Here is an 18,673-nt window from a genome sequence, read left to right on the forward strand (position 1 = left end):
ACCCTATGTTCTCAACAGATTACTGGTTCTCTGTAGACTACTCCGAAGCCAATGCTATTAAACAATTTAAAGCGCATTTCTCATTAAAAAGATAATTTTGTTTTCATTCACAAAACCCCTAACAAATTAGTTGGGGGTTTGTTTTTTTGGTACCAAACCATCTCTTATCCTTAAAAAACAAATAAAAAAAGCTCCGAGTTTCCTCGAAGCTTTTTAATGTTAAGGGTGAATGAGGGGTCTCGAACCCCCGACCTTCGGAACCACAATCCGACGCTCTAACCAACTGAGCTACAATCACCATTTATTGGCTTTAACAAGCTAGATAGCTTTTGCGAGTGCAAATATAGTGTAAAACTTAACTTTTGCAAAGAAAATTATAGAAATTTATTTTAAATTTCCTAAGCTATTGACTGCCAAATATCTTTCAACGGTAAACCCCTCTCCATATTCGCATCCCACAATTCTACCTAAATCTTGTGCTCTAAACGATACACTATTCAAAAAGTTTTTTGTACTTATTGGTGATTCTGGTTCTTTGCTGTTAGGATCATAAAACTGAGAACTATAGGCTAAAATAGAATCCATTTTAACATCAATAAAGCCAGTAATATCGACAACAAAATCAGGCTCAGTATTCATCCATTGCATGTAATGGTACACAACCTTAGGTCGCCATGCTACTTGAGCAATGCCACCGTCTTCTGTTTTTATTTGGCGAAGACCCGATAAAAAACAAGCATCAGAAACAAGGTTACTTCCTTTTCCATGATCAATATGTCTATCTTTTACAGCATTACAAATCACAATCTCAGGGCGATATTTTCTCAAAACTTGAATTACTTTCAATTGGTGCGATTCGTCGTTCACAAAAAAACCATCACGCATGTCCAGATTTTCTCTCACTGTCACACCTATTACATGTGCTGCTTTAGCTGATTCAGCATTTCGAATTTCAACCGTACCACGAGTTCCTAGTTCCCCTCGAGTTAAATCTACAATTCCTACTTTCTTTCCAAGGCTAACTTCTTTTGCCAAAGTTCCACTGCATCCCAATTCAACATCATCAGGATGTGCTCCGAAAGCTAAAATATCTAATTTCATTTTGATCTATTTTTTACAAAATTACATTTTTTAAAGTACTTTTCTCATTATTTGAGACTTGTTTACTGTTTCTGTAAACTCTTTTTGGGGATTACTTCCTTTATTTACACCTCCTCCAACAAATATTTTTGCTGTATTTTCTTCCCATTTCATACATCTTAGATTCACAAATAAATCTGACATTCCTTCTTTGTAAGAAAGAAAATCTTTATTCCATTCCCCTAAAAAACCAGCATAAAATTCGCGATCATACCCTTCGTTATTTAAAATAAACGTTTTTGCTTCATCTTTTGGAAAACCACAAACAGCAGGCGTAGGATGCATTTCCTCTAAAATGGAATCAATATGATCTAATGTGTCGAGCGTGGCTTTAATATCTGTTTTTATATGAGTGAGCGATCCAGCTTCATAATTATAAGGTTCTGAAATCTCAATTTGATGCGAAAATTTAGATAAACGATTAACAATAAAATCAGTAACAATTTGTTGTTCTTCAATTTCTTTTGCTGTCCATTGAATAGGAGAAGATGATGTATTAAGTACAGTTCCTGCGAGTGCTACGGTTTGAATCGTTTTGTTAGTAATCTTCAAAAATTGTTCGGGTGTGGCTCCCATCCAAAAACCTATTTTAGGATGATAGAAAAGATATTTAAAAGACGATTTATAATATTGTATCAACTTCAAAAATGATAATTCAAAATCAAACTGAGGCACTTCTATTGATTCGCTTCGGGAAAGCACAACTTTCTTTAATGTCCCTTTTTCAATTTCTTGAATTCCTAAAGCTACTAAATCTTGATGCGCGCTTTGAATTTCAGGATTTATCGAAATGCTTTGAGTAGCACCAAATATGTATGAAGTAGTGGGCGCTTTTTCAAAAATAATATCACAATGTGACTCGGGTAAACAAAACCTTTTTTTATTATCAAAAGAAACAAATGCAAAACCAGATTGAGTACTTTCTAACTCAAAAAGGCTATCATTTCTTTGAAGAAATGCTATTAATCGATTTGAATTAGGCTTACAATAAACTACAAACGGTAATTTTAAATCAAAATGTTCTTTAACTTTTAAAAACAGCATCGTCTTATCTTCTTGGTAGAACCATATTAGTCAACTTACACAACGAAACTAACTTTTCGTGTTCATCTACAATTCTAATTTCCCACAAATGTATACTCGCTCCTTTATGAAGAATTTTTGCCGTCGCTTTCACCATTCCTTCTTTCTTACTTTTAACATGATTGGCAGAAATTTCTATACCTCGAACTTCTTGTTTTTCTGGATTTATAAACATCAAGGAAGCAGCACTCCCCACACTTTCCGCAAGAGCCACTGAAGCTCCCCCATGCAATAATCCCATGGGTTGGTGTACTCTAGAATTGACAGGCATGGTCGCTATTAAGAAATCATCACCTGCATCAACAAATTCAATTTGAAGCGTTTCCATTAAGGTGTTTTTACTCCAATCATTGCAAAGTTGAATCATTTTTTCTCTTTCAACACTCATATTCTTTTTTTTACAAAATTAATCATTTTGGATAAACGTTATTAGAGTTTAATTTATTAAAAAATAAATCAGATTTATTTACGTTATTTACAAACAGTAAAGATTTTTGTATTACCGAATTAATTCCTACTTTTACCCAACAATAGAATCAAAACTATGCGCAATTTACTCTTCGTTCTTTTCATCGGACTATGTGTTTCCCTTACTTCTTGTAGAAACGATTTTGCTTTTGAACCCAGTACAGGGGGATTAGAATTTTCTAAAGACACTGTGTATTTGGATACTGTTTTTACAAACATAGCTTCTAGTACTTATAGACTAAAAGTATATAATCGTACTAACAAAGACATCTCTATACCGAAAATTCAGTTGGGAAAAGGATTGAATTCGAAATATAGAATTATGGTCGATGGAATGACTGGAGATGCGGGAGCACAAGGTAAGATTTTTAGTAATGTTGAACTTCTAGCCAAAGACAGTTTATTCATTTTTATTGAAGTGACTAGTGACGTGGCTAGTGCCAATCCTACTGACTTTTTATATACTGATCAAATTCAATTTTCTAATGTAAGCGGTGGACCACAAACCGTAGAATTGGTTACCCTAATTCAAGATGCCTATTTTATTAGACCTAATCGAACTGAAACAGCACCCAACACCTATTCGTATGAGCAAATCAACTTAGGTTTAGACGATACCAATCAACAAGTAATCTCGGTGGGACATACGTTACAGCATTCGCATCCCAATAACGGAGACGAATATCATTGGAAAAACGACAAACCTTATGTTGTCTATGGCTATGCTTTTGTTCCTGATAATGAAACCCTGAATGTTGATGCAGGTGCTCGGATTCATTTTCACGACAATTCTGGATTAATTATTGCTAAAAATGGGACGCTAAAAGTAAACGGATTAGCTCCAACAGATCATAATCCAGAAAATTTAACAAATGAAGTAATTTTTGAAGGTGATCGATTAGAACCTAATTTTTCAGACGTACCCGGACAATGGGGAGCAATTCTGTCATATTCTATAAAATCGGATAATCTCATCAACCACCTTACAATAAAAAATGCAACGGTTGGAATTTTAATACAAAACTTAGCTTTATTCTCTGATATGAATAAACCCAATCTGAGTATCACTAATTCTCAAATTTATAATTGTTCGTATGCAGGAATTCTAGCTCGAAAATCAACCCTATCGGGAACCAATCTCGTAATAAATTATTGTGGCCAAGCCGATTTAGCTTGTACTTTTGGAGGCACCTATAATTTCACTCACTGTACTTTTAATAACAATTGGAATAATGCTAAACAAGTAGCGGTTTTATTGAATAATTATATTGATACAGATACTACTCGATATGTTAGTAATCTAGATGGCGCAAATTTCAATAATTGTATTATTTATGGTAGTAATCAAAACGAATTATATCTAGACAAAAAAACCGATCAAGGGGTTACATTTAATTATAATTTTAATCATTGTTTAATTAAATTTAACAACACTACAAATAATAGCCTCTATTTACCAAATAACACAACTGATTTTCCAGGAAGTACCGCTGCAACCAGTTTAAATCCTTATAATCCTAAATTTAAAAATGTTGCTTCTAATAAACTTTGGTTGAGCGAAGCGTGGAATAGTACCTTAACAAACGATGCAAATTTTAGTAATTTTAATGATATCTTAGGGAATCCGAGAACAGGAACTATAGCTCTTGGTGCTTATCAATTTGTTCCCTGATTTTTAATCTGAAAAAAAACATCATTTGGTTGCTTCTTTTTTTTAAGTTACATTTGTAGCAACAACAACACGCTACAAATGATAAGTTTTATCTTATCCTAAGCGACAACACAACAACACCATGATTTACTTTTTCGGAGACGAAACCGCTATTGTATTTGCTGTACAAACGAAAGAAGCATTCACTACAGAAACAATCTCAAAATTAAATTGGCTGTTCAATACCTCATTGATTAATGAGGATTCTTCTCCACGCTGCAAAACAGAACTTCCAGGTTTTTTTATTGGGCCTCGTGCCACCATGATAACCCCTTGGAGTACCAATGCTGTTGAAATTACGCAAAATATGGGAATAGATGGAATTTTGAGAATCGAATCCTTTCAAAAAATTCGAAGTGATTTTTCTGATTTTGACCCGATGCTTTCGCAAAAATATTCTGGATTACATCAAGATATTTTTACGATTCAGATCCAGCCTGAACCTATTCGAGAGATTGAAGATATAGCTTCCTACAACCTTCAAGAAGGTCTTTCTTTGAGTGATGATGAAATTCAATATTTGGAGCATCTCACCAAAAAATTAAAACGAAAACTCACCGATTCTGAACTTTTTGGTTTCTCGCAAGTCAATTCAGAACATTGTCGACATAAAATTTTCAATGGTACTTTTATCATTGACGGAGTCGAAAAAGAGTCTTCTTTATTTAAGTTGATCAAGAAAACCGCGGCTGCAAACCCCAATTCAATTGTCTCTGCCTACAAGGATAACGTTGCTTTTGTTCAAGGACCAATTGTGGAACAATTTGCTCCTAAACGCGTTGATCAGCCCGATTATTATGAAAAAAAATCATTTGAATCAGTAATTTCATTAAAAGCTGAGACTCATAATTTTCCGACTACTGTAGAGCCTTTTAATGGCGCGGCAACGGGTTCTGGGGGTGAGATCAGAGACCGATTAGCCGGTGGAAAAGGTTCGATACCTCTAGCCGGAACAGCCGTTTACATGACCTCCTATTCGAGATTAACAAATAATTGTTCCTATGAAATACAGGGGATGCCTGAACGAAATTGGTTGTATCAAACCCCAATGGATATTCTTATCAAAGCTTCAAATGGTGCCTCTGATTTTGGTAATAAATTTGGACAACCTTTAATTACGGGCTCGATTTTGACCTTCGAACATCAAGAACAGGACACCACTTTTGACAACAGAAAACTAGGTTATGACAAAGTCATCATGCAAGCTGGGGGTATTGGCTATGGAAAAATGAGTCAAGCTCAAAAAGAAGAACCAAAACCAGGCGACAAAATTGTACTATTAGGTGGTGAAAATTATAGAATAGGCATGGGTGGCGCAGCGGTTTCTTCAGCTGATACAGGTACTTTGGGTTCAGGAATCGAATTGAATGCCATTCAACGTTCCAATCCTGAAATGCAAAAACGAGCTGCAAATGCTATTCGTGCATTGGTAGAAAGTGATGAAAATCCTATTATTTCCATTCACGATCATGGTGCTGGTGGTCATTTGAATTGTTTATCAGAATTGGTTGAAGTTCCAGGAGGGTTGATTGATTTAGATAAATTACCGATTGGAGATCCTACGCTTTCAGCAAAAGAAATCATTGGAAATGAAAGTCAGGAACGCATGGGTTTGGTTATTGGAGCTGAAGCAGTTGCGTTGTTACAACGTATTGCCGACAGAGAACGAGCGCCGATGTATGAAGTAGGAACCGTTACAGGAAATCATAGATTTACAATTGAAAGTCAAACCTCAGGAGAAAAACCTATGGATTTTGATTTGGAAGATCTTTTCGGAAGTGCTCCAAAAACTATTTTGACCGACACCACAATCGGTAGAACCTATGCCTCCGTTGAATATTCTCAGGATAGCATCCCTCATTATATAAAAGAACTTTTTAAACTTGAAGCTGTAGCTTGTAAAGATTGGTTAACCAACAAAGTCGATCGCTGTGTAGGAGGAAAAGTAGCCAAACAACAATGCGTAGGACCTTTACAACTTCCTTTGAATAATGTTGGCGTGATGGCATTGGATTACAAGGGAAAAGAAGGAATTGCCACTGCTATCGGTCATGCTCCAATATCAGGACTCATCGATGCTAAAGCAGGAAGTAAAAATGCCATTGCAGAAGCACTTACTAATATTGTTTTTGCACCATTAAAAGAGGGGTTAAAAAGTGTTTCCTTGTCGGCTAATTGGATGTGGGCTTGTAAAAATGAAGGAGAAGATGCCCGTTTATATGAAGCGGTTCAAGCGTGTTCAGATTTTGCTATCGAACTTGGAATTAATATTCCTACAGGAAAAGATTCGCTGTCAATGAAGCAAAAATATCAAAACGAAGACGTTATTGCGCCTGGTACGGTAATTATTTCGGCCGTTGGTAATTGTTCAAATATTACCAAAGTTGTAGAACCTGTGTTACAAAGAAATTCGGGTTCTATTTATTACATCAACCTGTCGCAAGACGATTTTAAATTGGGAGGGAGTTCATTTGCGCAAACACAAAATAAAATTGGTTCTGAAACACCGACCATTAAGAATGCAACTTTTTTTACATCCGTATTTAATACAATACAAGAATTAATTAAAGACCGTCAAATTGTTGCAGGTCATGATATTGGAAGTGGCGGACTCATTACAACTTTATTTGAAATGTGTTTTGCTGATGTGGAATTGGGAGCCCAAATTTCTTTTGAATCGTTTGCCGAGAACGACTTAGTTAAAATCTTATTTTCAGAAAATATTGGAATTGTACTTCAAGCAAAAGACGATATCGTGTTTGAAAAAGCATTCGAAAACATAGAATTTTTTAAAATTGGTACGGTTCAAGACACACCTTTTTTAACCATTGATTCTTGGAATTTCGCTATTGAAACTTATAGAAGCCTATGGTTTGAAACCTCATATAGACTTGACCAAAAGCAAACCAAAAATAACAAAGCACAAGAACGTTTTGATAATTTGGGAAAATTTCCTTTAGCGTATACTTTTCCAAATCATTTTACGGGATTATTACCCCTTATTGACAATACCAAACCACGTCCAAAAGCAGCAATTATTCGTGAAAAAGGGAGCAATTCAGAGCGAGAAATGGCACATGCAATGTATTTGGCAGGATTTGACGTAAAAGATGTTCACATGACTGATTTAATCACGGGAAGGGAAACGTTAGAAGACATCCAATTTATTGGAGCAGTCGGTGGATTTTCAAATTCCGATGTATTAGGTTCGGCCAAAGGTTGGGCTGGAGCTTTCAAATACAACGCAAAAGCCAATACAGCACTAAAAAATTTCTTCGAGCGAAAAGATACCCTTTCTCTAGGAATATGCAACGGTTGTCAGTTGTTTATGGAACTAGAATTGATTCATCCCGAACATGACATTCACGGAAAAATGATTCATAACGACTCTCATAAACATGAAAGTAATTTTACATCGGTAACCATTCAGGAAAATCATTCGGTCATGTTACACACCTTAGCTGGAACCACACTTGGAGTTTGGATATCACATGGTGAAGGTAAATTTAGTTTACCTTATGACGAAAAGCTATACCCTATTGTTGCAAAATACACTCATGATTCTTATCCCATCAATCCAAATGGTTCAGATTATAATACCGCAATGCTTTGTGATAGCTCGGGAAGACATTTGGTTATGATGCCCCATATCGAGCGTTCCATTTTTCCATGGAATTGGGCTTATTATCCGGCGAAGAAAAAAGATAGTGTGACGCCATGGCTTGAGGCATTTGTCAATGCTCGATTATGGCTTGAAAATCAGTTTACTCCTGATTACTAGAAATTTTCTTTTTAAACTTATCTTTGTATGATTTTATCGAAATTTGTTAAATCATTTATTCTCAAAAAACATGAAAAAAGTAACTGGTATTGGAGGAATATTCTTTAAATGTAAAGACCCGAAAGCAACTACTGAATGGTACGCCAAACATTTAGGTCTTGAAACAAACCCTTATGGCGCAACCTTTGAATGGTATGAAACAAATGCTTCAGAACATAAAGCACAAACACAATGGACGCCATTTCCAGAAACCACTCAATATTTTGGGAAAGAAGACCAAGCATTTATGATTAATTATCGTGTGGAAAATTTGGAACATTTGTATTCACAATTGCAACAAGAAGGCGTGACTATTTTGGATAAAATCACAAGCTACGACTATGGGAAATTTCTTCACATTTTAGATGCTGAAGGAAATAAAGTACAATTGTGGGAACCCATTGATTGATTTTTCAGAACGATGTATAGCATTCGAAAAGCTACGATTAATGATATTTCTAAAATGCAGGACGTTTTTGTAAAATCCATAACCACTTCTTGCTTTTCAGATTATGACATTCAACAAATTAAAATATGGACCTCTAGTGTTCAAGATAACACTAAATGGCAGCAATTGATTGTCAAACAATATACATTAATAGCTTTTAAAGAAGACGAAGTAGTTGGTTTTGGTTCTTTGGAACATAATGGCATTATAGATATGTTATATACTGCACCACACGTACAACGAAATGGAATTGCAAAACTTTTACACCGTGCTCTTGAAAGTAAAGCGTTAGAACTTCACTTATTAACACTTACAGCAGAAGTAAGTCTTACGGCTGTACCTTTCTTTAAAAAGATGCGCTACAATTTGCTATCGGAACAAAAAAAGGAATATAAAGGCGTTCTTTTTACTAATTTTACTATGCAAAAAAAAGTAACGGTTATTTAAAAAAATAACTCATACTCAATAACGCTGAAAATTTAGTTCCAGGGGTGAAACAAATTTCAGTGATGGGTTGCGATTCATTTTGCAATCGTGTTTCTGTTGCGAATTGGGTCTCTTTCCATTTAACATTAAAGAGATTGCTTGTTTTTAAGCCAATTTCGTAGCGTGGTTTGGTAAAATTCAAAACAGCATCACTAACAAAATAGCCTTTAGCAGTCAATGAGTAATCTTCTATAGCTGGCCTATCTGATAAATAACGGTAGCGTAAACCTCCGTTCAATCCATTTTTATTTTTATACATAATACCCCCTGTTGAACTCCAAATAGGAGCTAGCGGAATGTAATCTTGTCCTTTTTCCTCATCTGAGTATCTGCCATGTGCATAGTTAATATCTACATCAAGATATAATGATTTTATCGGTTCGAAACGAATAGAACCATCTAAACCAATGCGTTTGGTTTTACCTGTAATTTCAACAATGCCCCCATCGCCGCTGTATACAAATTCTTGTTTTAGCCCTATATACCATGTCGCTAAATGGATTAACAAATTTTTAGTTGGTTTGAAAATAGTTCCAAAATCTACACCATAAGCAGGAGGTAAAATTTCTTTTCCGTTGGTAACCACCACGGCACGCGTGTCATTGGAATGAAAACCTCTACCTGAAGCCAAATAAAACTGTGTTTTAGAATTTATATGATAATAAACACTAAATTTTGGGCTGACATTATTTGCCTTAGCTTTATATATTCCTATTCCGTTTAGCGTTGGGTCTGTAGCTAATTTGTTGTTATATTCGTTATAAAATTGGTCAAAACGTACCCCTGCATTGATGTTCCATTTTTCATTAAACTTAATGGTTTCACTAATATATATGGCCGTATTTAATTCAGAGATATCTCCTAGTTTTATTGGGTTTATGATAGTAAAACGATTGATGGTATTGGATAATTCGGAATTATTTGTTTTATCATATCTTACATTTATTCCTGCATCGGTTGTGATTTTAGTTTTACCAACATAACTCACATGATTATAACTTCCATTGTATCCTAACAAATTTCTGTTTTCTCGCTGCCGAATTTGATCGCCATTGATTGGGTCATTCAAATAAAATGTGAAATTTGTATGTAAATCAAAGGCGTAATTCGTGTAGTATAGTTGATTTTTTATGAAATCATGGTTTTTTAATGTGGTGCGTAATTGTGCATTGAAATTAGAACGTGACGTAACACCACCTTCGGTTGGGTCTAGTGCACCATAAAACCCAATCAATCCTTGATCTACAGCCCTATCCGGAATTTGTCCAGAAGCGTTCCATTTGCTTTGCAAGGTGGAAGCCGTAATTTGTAAAAAACTGCTTTCAGAAACTTTACCATGATATTTCGTGAATAAATTAAAGCGATTAAAATGTTGAGAATTGTCGAAATAACCATCTGAATAATGGTATTCGGAAGCTATGTACCACGATTGTTGTTTGGCTTTTTGTTTGTCATTTAACAAATTAAAAATACCTACAAGACGACCCGTATTAAACATACCTCCCTCTAGTTTAATCATATTTCTATCAATAGAATTGGCTGTTTTAAAATCGACATAACCAGCCGTGTTAAAATTTCCTTTTTCTGCGTTGTAAGTACCCTTTTTAAAATCGACATTTTCTATGGTTTCTGGAATAATGAAATGGGCATCTGCATAACCTTGTCCGTGAGCATGTGACACCATATTAATAGGCATTCCATCAACATTCAAACTTATATCAGTTCCATGATCACAGTCAAATCCTCTTATAAAAATTTGTTCAGCCTTCCCTCCTCCTTGGTGTTGTCCTATAAATAATCCTGGAACAATACGTAATACTTCTTGCGAATTGTTTACGCCTCGCATTTTAATATCTAATTTACTGATTTGGTTTTGTTGTTTGACACTTGCCCCAGAATTGACGATCACTTCTTCTAGAGTGGTCAATGGTTTTTGTTTTAGGGAAACAGTCACACCTAATTTAAAATCTGTCGCTGTAATTGTTAATGGTTCATATCCGAAACCTGAAAAAACAATTGAAGTAATTTGTTCCTTGGTTTCATTAAATGTAAAGCTACCATTTTCATCGGTCACGGTAGTCTTATTTAATGGAATTAGAGTTACAGAAATTCCCTCTATTGGCAATTTGTTTTTTTCATCAATCACTTTTGCATGAATATGATTGTGCTGCGCAAAGGAAGAAAAGAGGATGCCAAATAGAAAAAAACTTAAAAAAAAAACTTTCATATAGGTATTCAAATAAACATTCAAAAATATGATTTTTTTCCTATAAAATTTAAAACTATAATAATTTTACACATTAAATTAGAGAGAAGGGTTCTTATTAGATATTAATTACTATTTTAGTATTTTAATTTACTTTATGTCTTTAAAAACATTACTTCAAAAACCCGCTTTAACCGAAGAAAAGTCGTTGAAAACATTGGTTGAAAATCGGACTATATTTTCTTTAAATCATTGCGAATTGAACATTTTCGAGACTTATGAAAAATCGGATTTAGTTCCTTTAAAGTTTAATGATTTGGTTGTAACTAGCATGTTGCGCGGAAAAAAAATCATGCACTTGTTTGACGAGCCTCAATTCGAATATTTACCTGGTGAAACGGTAATTGTTCCTTCCAATGTAGAAATGAAAATTGATTTTCCTGAAGCTTCCAAAGAAAATCCTACCCAATGTATTGCTTTGGCTATAGACAATAAAATTATTAACGACACTTTAGATTTTTTGAATGAAAAATATCCAAAAATAGGTTTAGACAATCCCTGGCGTTTAGACCATGAGAATTATTTTTTTTACAATAATGTCGAATTGGCAGGAACCATCAATAAATTAATTAAAGAATGTATGGGCAATTCACTTACTAAAGATGCTATTGCCGATTTAACATTACAAGAACTTATCATTCGAATTATTCAAACACAGACAACCAAACGATTTGAGAACGAAAAATATATTGATATTAGCAGTCCCATCACACCTGCAATTGAATACATTAAAAAAAACATTCAAGGTACTATTAGCTTAAAAGATTTGAGCGATAAAGCCTGTATGAGTACCACTTCTTTTTATCGTTATTTTAAAAGAGAATTAGGCATGAGTCCCATTGAATACATTTTAAATGAGAAAATAAAATATGCCAAAAAACTCCTTAGTAATCCACATCTCCAAGTTAATGAAGTTTCTTATGCATCAGGATTTGAGGATTGCAATTACTTTATTCGTTTGTTTAAAAAATACGAAGGAGTAACGCCTAAGCAATACCAATTGATGAATTACGGAAATTAAGCCCTTGAATACTATATTTCATTTATTCTAACAGCTTCCAAATTTTGAAGCTCAAGTTCTGAAAACAAACGATACTTTATGATAAACGTTTTTCCTAGAGGAGTTTCTAACGAAAAGCCCCCTGCTCCAATACCTTCGGTTACATCAAGGGTAAAATGCATATGTTTCCAATAATCAAACAAATCTTTATCGAGCCAAAACTCAAATTCGTATATCGTTCCGATGCATACATCACCCGTTCGTAAATAAAAACTGCTTTTTTCAAAACATTGGGGTTGTGTTCCCTCACAACATCCTCCAGCTTGATAAAACATTAACGCACCATGCTTCATAGAGAGCTCGGTAATCAACATTAAAGCTTGTTCAGTAGCATCCAGTCGCTTTGTTGCTTCCATTTTAATTCAATTAAAAACCGCAAACTCATCAAAATAGCAATTTGTGAATTTGCGGTTCGATTCATACATTCTTAATTTCTAAAAGAATCCTAATTTATTTTTGTTGTATGAAATCAACATGTTTTTAGTTTGACGGTAATGGTCCAACATCATTTTGTGATTTTCTCTACCGATACCTGATTGTTTGTACCCTCCAAATGGAGCTCCTGCAGGATAGGCATGATATTGATTTACCCACACTCTTCCTGCTTTAATAGCTCTAGGTACTTGATACAATTCGTGCGCATCACGTGTCCATACGCCAGCACCCAAACCATACATTGTGTCATTAGCAATAGCAATAGCTTCTTCAGTAGTTTTAAAAGTGGTTACAGCCAATACGGGTCCGAAAATTTCTTCTTGAAAAATTCTCATCTTATTATGCCCTTTAAACACGGTTGGCTGGATATAATAACCGCCTTCTAATGTACCTCCCAAATGGTTCACATCACCTCCACAAAGTAATTCAGCTCCTTCTTCTTTTCCTAGCTTAATATACGATAAGATTTTATCTTTTTGAATTTGGGAAGCTTGAGCTCCCATCATTACTGAAGGATCAAAAGGATTTCCTGTTTTAATCGCTTTGATTCGCGCTAAAGCACGCTCCATAAATTTATCGTATATAGATTCGTGAACTAATAATCGTGATGGACAAGTACATACTTCACCTTGATTTAATGCAAATAAAGCCACCCCTTCTAAAGCTTTATCAAAAAATTCATCATCAGCATCCATAACAGAAGGGAAGAATATATTTGGTGATTTACCTCCTAATTCTAGAGTGACTGGAATGATATTTTCTGTTGCATATTGCATTACCATTCTTCCCGTTGCAGTAGATCCTGTAAAAGCAGCTTTTGCGACTTTGGGATTTGTGACTAAAGTTCTTCCTAATTCAGCACCAAAACCATTGACTACATTGACTACTCCTGCAGGAAGTAAATCTTCTATTATTTCCATCAAAACCATAATCGATATTGGTGTACTTTCTGCTGGCTTTAGTACCACACAATTTCCCGCTGCCAAAGCTGGTGCTAACTTCCATACTGCCATCAAAATTGGAAAGTTCCAAGGAATGATTTGAGCAATAACGCCAATAGGTTCGTGTACAATGATTGAAACAGTATCTTTATCTAACTCATTAATCGAACCTTCTTCGGCACGAATCACACTTGCAAAATAACGAAAATGATCGATGGCTAGGGGAATATCGGCAGCCATCGTTTCGCGAATGGCTTTACCATTATCTAAGGTTTCTACTGCAGCAATAAAATCAAGATTTGCTTCAACTCTATCAGCTATTTTATTTAATAAAATGCTCCGCTCCGTTGCTGAAGTTTGACTCCACGTTTTAAATGCCTCTTCAGCTGCATTTACAGCATTTTCAATATCCATTTTTGCCGAATGGGCCGCTTTTGACATTAATTTTCCATCAACGGGAGACAACACCTCAAAATATTGTCCTGTAGTAGGGGGTGTCCATTTTCCATTAATAAAATTATCATACTTTTCTTTTAATTGTGGTCGTAATATTAAATGATCCATAAAGTTTGTTTTTTGATTTATTCAAAAATACTTGTATGTGAAATATTAAAATAGCACAAACCTTTCAATTAATAGCACAAATTTATAATATCATAAAAATATCCAGTAAAAATTAATAATATAAAAAATAACACCTTTATATTAATCATATATATAATATCTAGAGTCTATTTTTTTATTAATGAAAGATTATTTTTATTCGGAGTAGTTTAATTGTTTAAACAAAAAAAACGCTTCAAAAAATTGAAACGTTTCTAGTATCAATATTTATAGTAATTTAAAACACAAAAATAGCTCGTTCACTCATCATTTCATTTACTTCATCAGCCACTTGTTGGATAACTGCATCATCCGTATGGTTCATTAAAACTCGGTCAATAAATTCAACTACTGTTTCCATGTCTTCTTCAACCAAACCTCTCGTTGTGATAGCTGGAGTACCCACTCGAATCCCAGAAGTAATAAAAGGCGATTTATTGTCAAAAGGAACCATATTTTTATTGACTGTAATTTCAGCTCTCACCAAAGCATTTTCAGCTTCTTTACCCGTTATGTTTTTGTTTCTTAAATCAATCAACATCATGTGGTTGTCTGTGCCTCCTGATATTAAGTTATACCCTCTTTTATTAAAAGCTGCTGCCATAGCTTTAGCATTTTTTTGAACTTGCATAGCATAACGAAAGAATTCATCCGTGAGACATTCTCCAAAGGCTACCGCTTTAGCTGCGATAATATGCATTAGTGGGCCTCCTTGATTTCCTGGGAATACCGACATATCTAAAATATGAGACATCATTCTTGGTTCTCCTTTTGGAGTAGTCAATCCCCAAGGGTTTTCAAAATCTTTGCCCATCATAATCATACCTCCTCTAGGGCCTCTAAGGGTTTTATGTGTTGTTGTGGTAACAATATGACAATGAGGAATAGGGTCATTCATAAGTCCTTTTGCAATAAGTCCAGCGGGATGTGAAATGTCCGCAAGCAATAAGGCTCCGACACTATCGGCAATAGCTCTAAATCGTTTAAAATCCATATCGCGACAATACGCCGAAGCTCCTGCTATAATTAATTTAGGCTGTTCTTTTGTGGCGATGTCTTGAATTTTATCATAATCAAATTGTCCTGTTTCTGCTTCCACACCATAGAAACACGTTTGATAGAGTTTTCCTGAAAAATTAACGGGTGAACCATGTGTTAAGTGTCCACCGTGAGATAAATCAAATCCTAAAATTTTATCCCCTGGTTTTAAACACGCTGCAAAAACTGCTGTATTGGCTTGCGAACCTGAGTGGGGTTGTACATTTACATATTCAGCACCAAATAATGCCTTGGCGCGGTCTATTGCAATTTGTTCTACAACATCAACAACCTCACAACCGCCATAATAACGTTTTCCTGGATAGCCTTCTGCATATTTATTTGTTAGACAAGACCCTGCGGCTTCCATTACTTGGTCGCTGACAAAATTTTCGGAAGCAATCAATTCGATTCCATGAATTTGTCTATCTTGTTCGTCTAATATTAAATCAAAAATTTGTTCGTCTCGTTGCATTTTTTGGTAATTTTTAAATAACTTTTCAAAAATACGAATTATGTTTGTGAAATAAATTCTAAATGATATATTTGATTACAAATTTTTCAACAATAAATCAACATTATACAATATGCCAAATATAGCCAACAACCCGAATAGAAAATCCTGGATTTCAGTGCCTGAGCATAGTGATTTCCCCATTCAAAATATTCCATTTGGCGTTTTTCTTACCAAAGAAGATGTCGTAACAATTGGTACTCGCATTGGTGATTGCGCCATAGATATGGGAGCACTACAACAATTAGGGTATTTTGACGGTATCGAATTAACCGACGATATGTTTATGCAAGACACTTTGAATGATTTTATTTCAGATGGAAAAAAAACGTGGCGATTGGTTCGTAATCGCTTGGCAGAATTGTTTGATGAAAATAATCCAAAACTGAGAGATCATAGAGAACATCGCGATATAGTGATTTTTTCTATTAACGATATTGAAATGTTATTGCCAGTTCAAATTGGAGATTATACCGATTTTTATTCGAGTAAAGAACATGCTACAAATGTTGGAAAAATGTTTCGAGATCCAGCCAACGCCTTATTGCCCAATTGGCTTCACATTCCTGTGGGATATCACGGAAGGAGTTCTACTATAGTTCCATCAGGAATTCCTGTACATCGACCTATGGGGCAAACATTGCCCAATGGAGAAAGTACTCCTGTTTTTGGTCCCTCTCGTTTGGTAGATTTTGAATTAGAAACAGCCTTTATTACTACAGATGCCAATATCCTAGGTGAAAATATTCCTGTAAATGAAGCAGAAGACTACATTTTTGGTATGGTTTTATTGAATGATTGGAGTGCACGTGATATTCAAAAATGGGAATATGTTCCTTTAGGACCTTTCTTGGCTAAAAACTTCGCCACTTCCATTTCTCCCTGGATTGTTACCATGGACGCTTTGGAGGCTTTTCGTGTGAAAGGACCAAAACAAGAACCCACACCACTACCCTATTTACAACAAAAAGGAAAACATGCTTATGATATTAATTTGGAAGTGTACATCACCCCTGAAAATGCCTCGCCAACATTAGTGTCTAAATCTAATTTTAAATACATGTATTGGTCGATGTCACAGCAATTGGCTCATCATACCTCTAATGGATGTCGTGTCAATTCTGGAGACATGATGGGTTCTGGAACCATTTCTGGACCCACCGAAGACAGTTACGGTTCCATGCTAGAACTAACATGGAGCGGACAAAAACCGATTAAATTATCTGATGGGACTGAGCGAAAATTTATTAATGATTATGATACAGTAACCATGAAAGGGTATTGTCAAAATGGCTCTGTTCGTATTGGTTTTGGAGAAGTGAGTAGTAAATTACTACCTCCTTTTGTGAGAAAGTAAATGATTTTTACATGAAAAAATTAATTATCCTTACACTTTTATTAATAGTAGCCTCATGTGGTGTGCGTCAAACGAGAGAATCACTAAGTTCTGGGGATTATGATACTGCGATTCAAACCGCTGTAGAAAATTTGCGAAATAGAAAAGATGCAAAAGGAAAACAAGACTATATTTATTTATTGGAAGAAGCCTTTGCCAAAGTAAAAATGAGAGACTTACAAAATATTTCTATCTGGACCAAAGAAGGCAACCCCAGTAATTCAGAAAAAATATATAAAACGTATCTTCAATTGCATCAACGTCAAGAGATTATCAAGCCTTTACTTCCTCTTTATTTGATTAAAGAAAACAAAGAGGCTACCTTTGATTTTTCAGATTATTCAGATGCATTAGTAAATAGCAAAAATTCGTATTCTAAATTTTTGTATGATAATTCAAAAGCATTATTGGCAACGAAAGATAAAATGAATTTCAGACGAGCGTATACTGATTTAAATTTTCTCAACTCCCTAAATCCTGGGTATAAGGATGTGAGTAGTTTGCTTACCAGCGCGAAATATAAAGGAACAGACTTTGTTATTGTATCAACAAAAAATGAAACAAACGTGGTTATTCCTATTCGATTGGAAAATGATTTATTAAATTTCAGCACACTTGGCTTGAACGATGATTGGACCGTTTATCACAGTACTCGTCAAAAAGACCTAGATTATGACTATAGCATTATTTTAAATTTTAGACAAATTTCCATCTCACCCGAGCAACTCAAAGAGAAAGAAGTCATTAAAGAAAAGCAAGTGAAGGATGGAACCAAACCTCTTCTTGATGCTCAAGGACATGAAGTAAAAGACAATCAGGGTCATACTATTATGATTGATAATATGAAAACGATTCGAGCTACGATTTATGAATCAAGACAATTGAAAAATTGTGCTATTACTGCTAAAATTGATTATGTTGATTGTAAAACGAATCAATTAATCAATAGTTATCCTTTGACTAGCGAGTTTGTTTTTGAAAATATCTACTCTCGATATAATGGCGATAAAAATGCTTGCGAATCTGATTATTTTCCTTTTTTTGATAAAAAATCTATACCCTTTCCCAGCAACGAGCAAATGATTTTTGATTGTGGTGAAGATGTTAAAACCAAATTAAAATGAATTCTCACACAAAACAGAGTAAGACGTTAATCTTAATAAAGCACTTCATCACTAAGGTGCTTTTTTTTCAAATCATTCACTATGATAAATTCTTGTTAATTATTTTTTTAATTAATAGTGTTACTATTAAATTTGCAAGT

14 protein-coding genes and 1 tRNA gene are annotated in these 18,673 nt (G+C 34.7%); 7 read left to right on the forward strand and 8 right to left on the reverse strand.

Features of this window, described 5'->3' with window-relative positions; genetic code table 11:
* Nucleotides 1-223: 223 nt before the first annotated feature.
* The 4 genes from CLV55_RS11675 to CLV55_RS11690 form a co-directional block, all read right to left on the reverse strand.
* Nucleotides 224-299: transfer RNA gene (locus CLV55_RS11675), tRNA-His, on the reverse strand.
* 85 nt (nucleotides 300-384) lie between these two features.
* On the reverse strand, nucleotides 385-1,101 hold the full coding sequence (gene bshB1, locus CLV55_RS11680; RefSeq protein ID WP_112113984.1) for a bacillithiol biosynthesis deacetylase BshB1: 717 nt from the start codon (nucleotides 1,099-1,101) through the stop codon (nucleotides 385-387).
* A 30-nt stretch (nucleotides 1,102-1,131) separates the two neighbouring features.
* Complete coding sequence (locus CLV55_RS11685) at nucleotides 1,132-2,184, reverse strand: chorismate-binding protein (RefSeq protein WP_112113985.1); 1,053 nt, start codon at nucleotides 2,182-2,184, stop codon at nucleotides 1,132-1,134.
* Nucleotides 2,185-2,188: 4 nt separating this feature from the next.
* A complete protein-coding gene (locus CLV55_RS11690; RefSeq protein WP_112113986.1) occupies nucleotides 2,189-2,611 on the reverse strand; it encodes a hotdog fold thioesterase in 423 nt (140 codons plus the stop codon).
* A gap of 156 nt (nucleotides 2,612-2,767) precedes the next feature.
* On the opposite strand from CLV55_RS11690, the gene CLV55_RS11695 reads away from it, so the two are divergent.
* The 4 genes from CLV55_RS11695 to CLV55_RS11710 all read left to right on the forward strand — a co-directional run bounded on the left by CLV55_RS11695 (nucleotide 2,768) and on the right by CLV55_RS11710 (nucleotide 9,117).
* A complete protein-coding gene (locus CLV55_RS11695) occupies nucleotides 2,768-4,363 on the forward strand; it encodes a hypothetical protein (protein WP_112113987.1) in 1,596 nt (531 codons plus the stop codon).
* 121 nt (nucleotides 4,364-4,484) lie between these two features.
* Nucleotides 4,485-8,183 (forward strand): phosphoribosylformylglycinamidine synthase, encoded by a 3,699-nt coding sequence (gene purL / locus CLV55_RS11700; protein WP_112113988.1) that lies wholly within the window; start codon nucleotides 4,485-4,487, stop codon nucleotides 8,181-8,183.
* A gap of 70 nt (nucleotides 8,184-8,253) precedes the next feature.
* Nucleotides 8,254-8,631, forward strand: coding sequence for a VOC family protein (locus CLV55_RS11705; RefSeq protein ID WP_112113989.1), 378 nt, complete (start codon nucleotides 8,254-8,256; stop codon nucleotides 8,629-8,631).
* Nucleotides 8,632-8,643: 12 nt separating this feature from the next.
* Nucleotides 8,644-9,117 carry a GNAT family N-acetyltransferase gene (locus tag CLV55_RS11710; RefSeq protein WP_112113990.1) on the forward strand — a complete coding sequence of 158 codons (474 nt, stop codon included), beginning with the start codon at nucleotides 8,644-8,646 and terminating at the stop codon, nucleotides 9,115-9,117.
* Here the strand turns inward: CLV55_RS11710 and CLV55_RS11715 are convergent.
* Nucleotides 9,110-11,383 carry a TonB-dependent receptor gene (locus CLV55_RS11715; RefSeq protein ID WP_112113991.1) on the reverse strand — a complete coding sequence of 758 codons (2,274 nt, stop codon included), beginning with the start codon at nucleotides 11,381-11,383 and terminating at the stop codon, nucleotides 9,110-9,112. The two genes, CLV55_RS11710 and CLV55_RS11715, sit on opposite strands and share 8 nt — an antisense overlap.
* A gap of 136 nt (nucleotides 11,384-11,519) precedes the next feature.
* Here CLV55_RS11715 and CLV55_RS11720 point away from each other — a divergent pair, with 136 nt between their 5' ends.
* Nucleotides 11,520-12,443: an AraC family transcriptional regulator gene (locus CLV55_RS11720; protein ID WP_112113992.1), complete on the forward strand. Its 924-nt coding sequence runs from the start codon at nucleotides 11,520-11,522 to the stop codon at nucleotides 12,441-12,443.
* A gap of 11 nt (nucleotides 12,444-12,454) precedes the next feature.
* Here CLV55_RS11720 and CLV55_RS11725 read toward each other — a convergent pair whose 3' ends face one another.
* From CLV55_RS11725 to glyA, 3 genes are all read right to left on the reverse strand, one after another.
* A complete protein-coding gene (locus CLV55_RS11725) occupies nucleotides 12,455-12,838 on the reverse strand; it encodes a DUF779 domain-containing protein (RefSeq protein ID WP_112113993.1) in 384 nt (127 codons plus the stop codon).
* 78 nt (nucleotides 12,839-12,916) lie between these two features.
* Complete coding sequence (locus CLV55_RS11730; protein WP_112113994.1) at nucleotides 12,917-14,422, reverse strand: aldehyde dehydrogenase family protein; 1,506 nt, start codon at nucleotides 14,420-14,422, stop codon at nucleotides 12,917-12,919.
* 277 nt (nucleotides 14,423-14,699) lie between these two features.
* Nucleotides 14,700-15,974 carry a serine hydroxymethyltransferase gene (gene glyA, locus CLV55_RS11735; protein WP_112113995.1) on the reverse strand — a complete coding sequence of 425 codons (1,275 nt, stop codon included), beginning with the start codon at nucleotides 15,972-15,974 and terminating at the stop codon, nucleotides 14,700-14,702.
* Nucleotides 15,975-16,086: 112 nt separating this feature from the next.
* Between glyA and fahA the strand changes: the two genes are divergently transcribed.
* The gene (gene fahA / locus CLV55_RS11740) at nucleotides 16,087-17,370 is read left to right on the forward strand and encodes a fumarylacetoacetase (RefSeq protein ID WP_112113996.1); all 1,284 of its coding nucleotides are present in this window, start codon (nucleotides 16,087-16,089) and stop codon (nucleotides 17,368-17,370) included.
* A gap of 11 nt (nucleotides 17,371-17,381) precedes the next feature.
* Complete coding sequence (locus tag CLV55_RS11745; RefSeq protein ID WP_112113997.1) at nucleotides 17,382-18,533, forward strand: hypothetical protein; 1,152 nt, start codon at nucleotides 17,382-17,384, stop codon at nucleotides 18,531-18,533.
* Nucleotides 18,534-18,673: the final 140 nt, after the last annotated feature.

It is taken from the genome of Flavobacterium aciduliphilum, from assembly GCF_003268855.1.
Classification (GTDB): Bacteria; Bacteroidota; Bacteroidia; order Flavobacteriales; family Flavobacteriaceae; genus Flavobacterium; species Flavobacterium aciduliphilum.

Bases quoted from the DNA above. Each gene is read 5' to 3' on its own strand.
- CLV55_RS11745 (WP_112113997.1), top strand. From the start codon at position 17,382: ATGAAAAAATTAATTATCCTTACACTTTTATTAATAGTAGCCTCATGT.
- CLV55_RS11715 (WP_112113991.1), bottom strand. From the start codon at position 11,383: ATGAAAGTTTTTTTTTTAAGTTTTTTTCTATTTGGCATCCTCTTTTCT.
- CLV55_RS11720 (WP_112113992.1), top strand. From the start codon at position 11,520: ATGTCTTTAAAAACATTACTTCAAAAACCCGCTTTAACCGAAGAAAAG.
- fahA (WP_112113996.1), top strand. From the start codon at position 16,087: ATGCCAAATATAGCCAACAACCCGAATAGAAAATCCTGGATTTCAGTG.
- CLV55_RS11730 (WP_112113994.1), bottom strand. From the start codon at position 14,422: ATGGATCATTTAATATTACGACCACAATTAAAAGAAAAGTATGATAAT.
- CLV55_RS11725 (WP_112113993.1), bottom strand. From the start codon at position 12,838: ATGGAAGCAACAAAGCGACTGGATGCTACTGAACAAGCTTTAATGTTG.
- bshB1 (WP_112113984.1), bottom strand. From the start codon at position 1,101: ATGAAATTAGATATTTTAGCTTTCGGAGCACATCCTGATGATGTTGAA.
- CLV55_RS11710 (WP_112113990.1), top strand. From the start codon at position 8,644: ATGTATAGCATTCGAAAAGCTACGATTAATGATATTTCTAAAATGCAG.
- CLV55_RS11705 (WP_112113989.1), top strand. From the start codon at position 8,254: ATGAAAAAAGTAACTGGTATTGGAGGAATATTCTTTAAATGTAAAGAC.
- CLV55_RS11695 (WP_112113987.1), top strand. From the start codon at position 2,768: ATGCGCAATTTACTCTTCGTTCTTTTCATCGGACTATGTGTTTCCCTT.
- CLV55_RS11685 (WP_112113985.1), bottom strand. From the start codon at position 2,184: ATGCTGTTTTTAAAAGTTAAAGAACATTTTGATTTAAAATTACCGTTT.
- CLV55_RS11690 (WP_112113986.1), bottom strand. From the start codon at position 2,611: ATGAGTGTTGAAAGAGAAAAAATGATTCAACTTTGCAATGATTGGAGT.
- purL (WP_112113988.1), top strand. From the start codon at position 4,485: ATGATTTACTTTTTCGGAGACGAAACCGCTATTGTATTTGCTGTACAA.
- glyA (WP_112113995.1), bottom strand. From the start codon at position 15,974: ATGCAACGAGACGAACAAATTTTTGATTTAATATTAGACGAACAAGAT.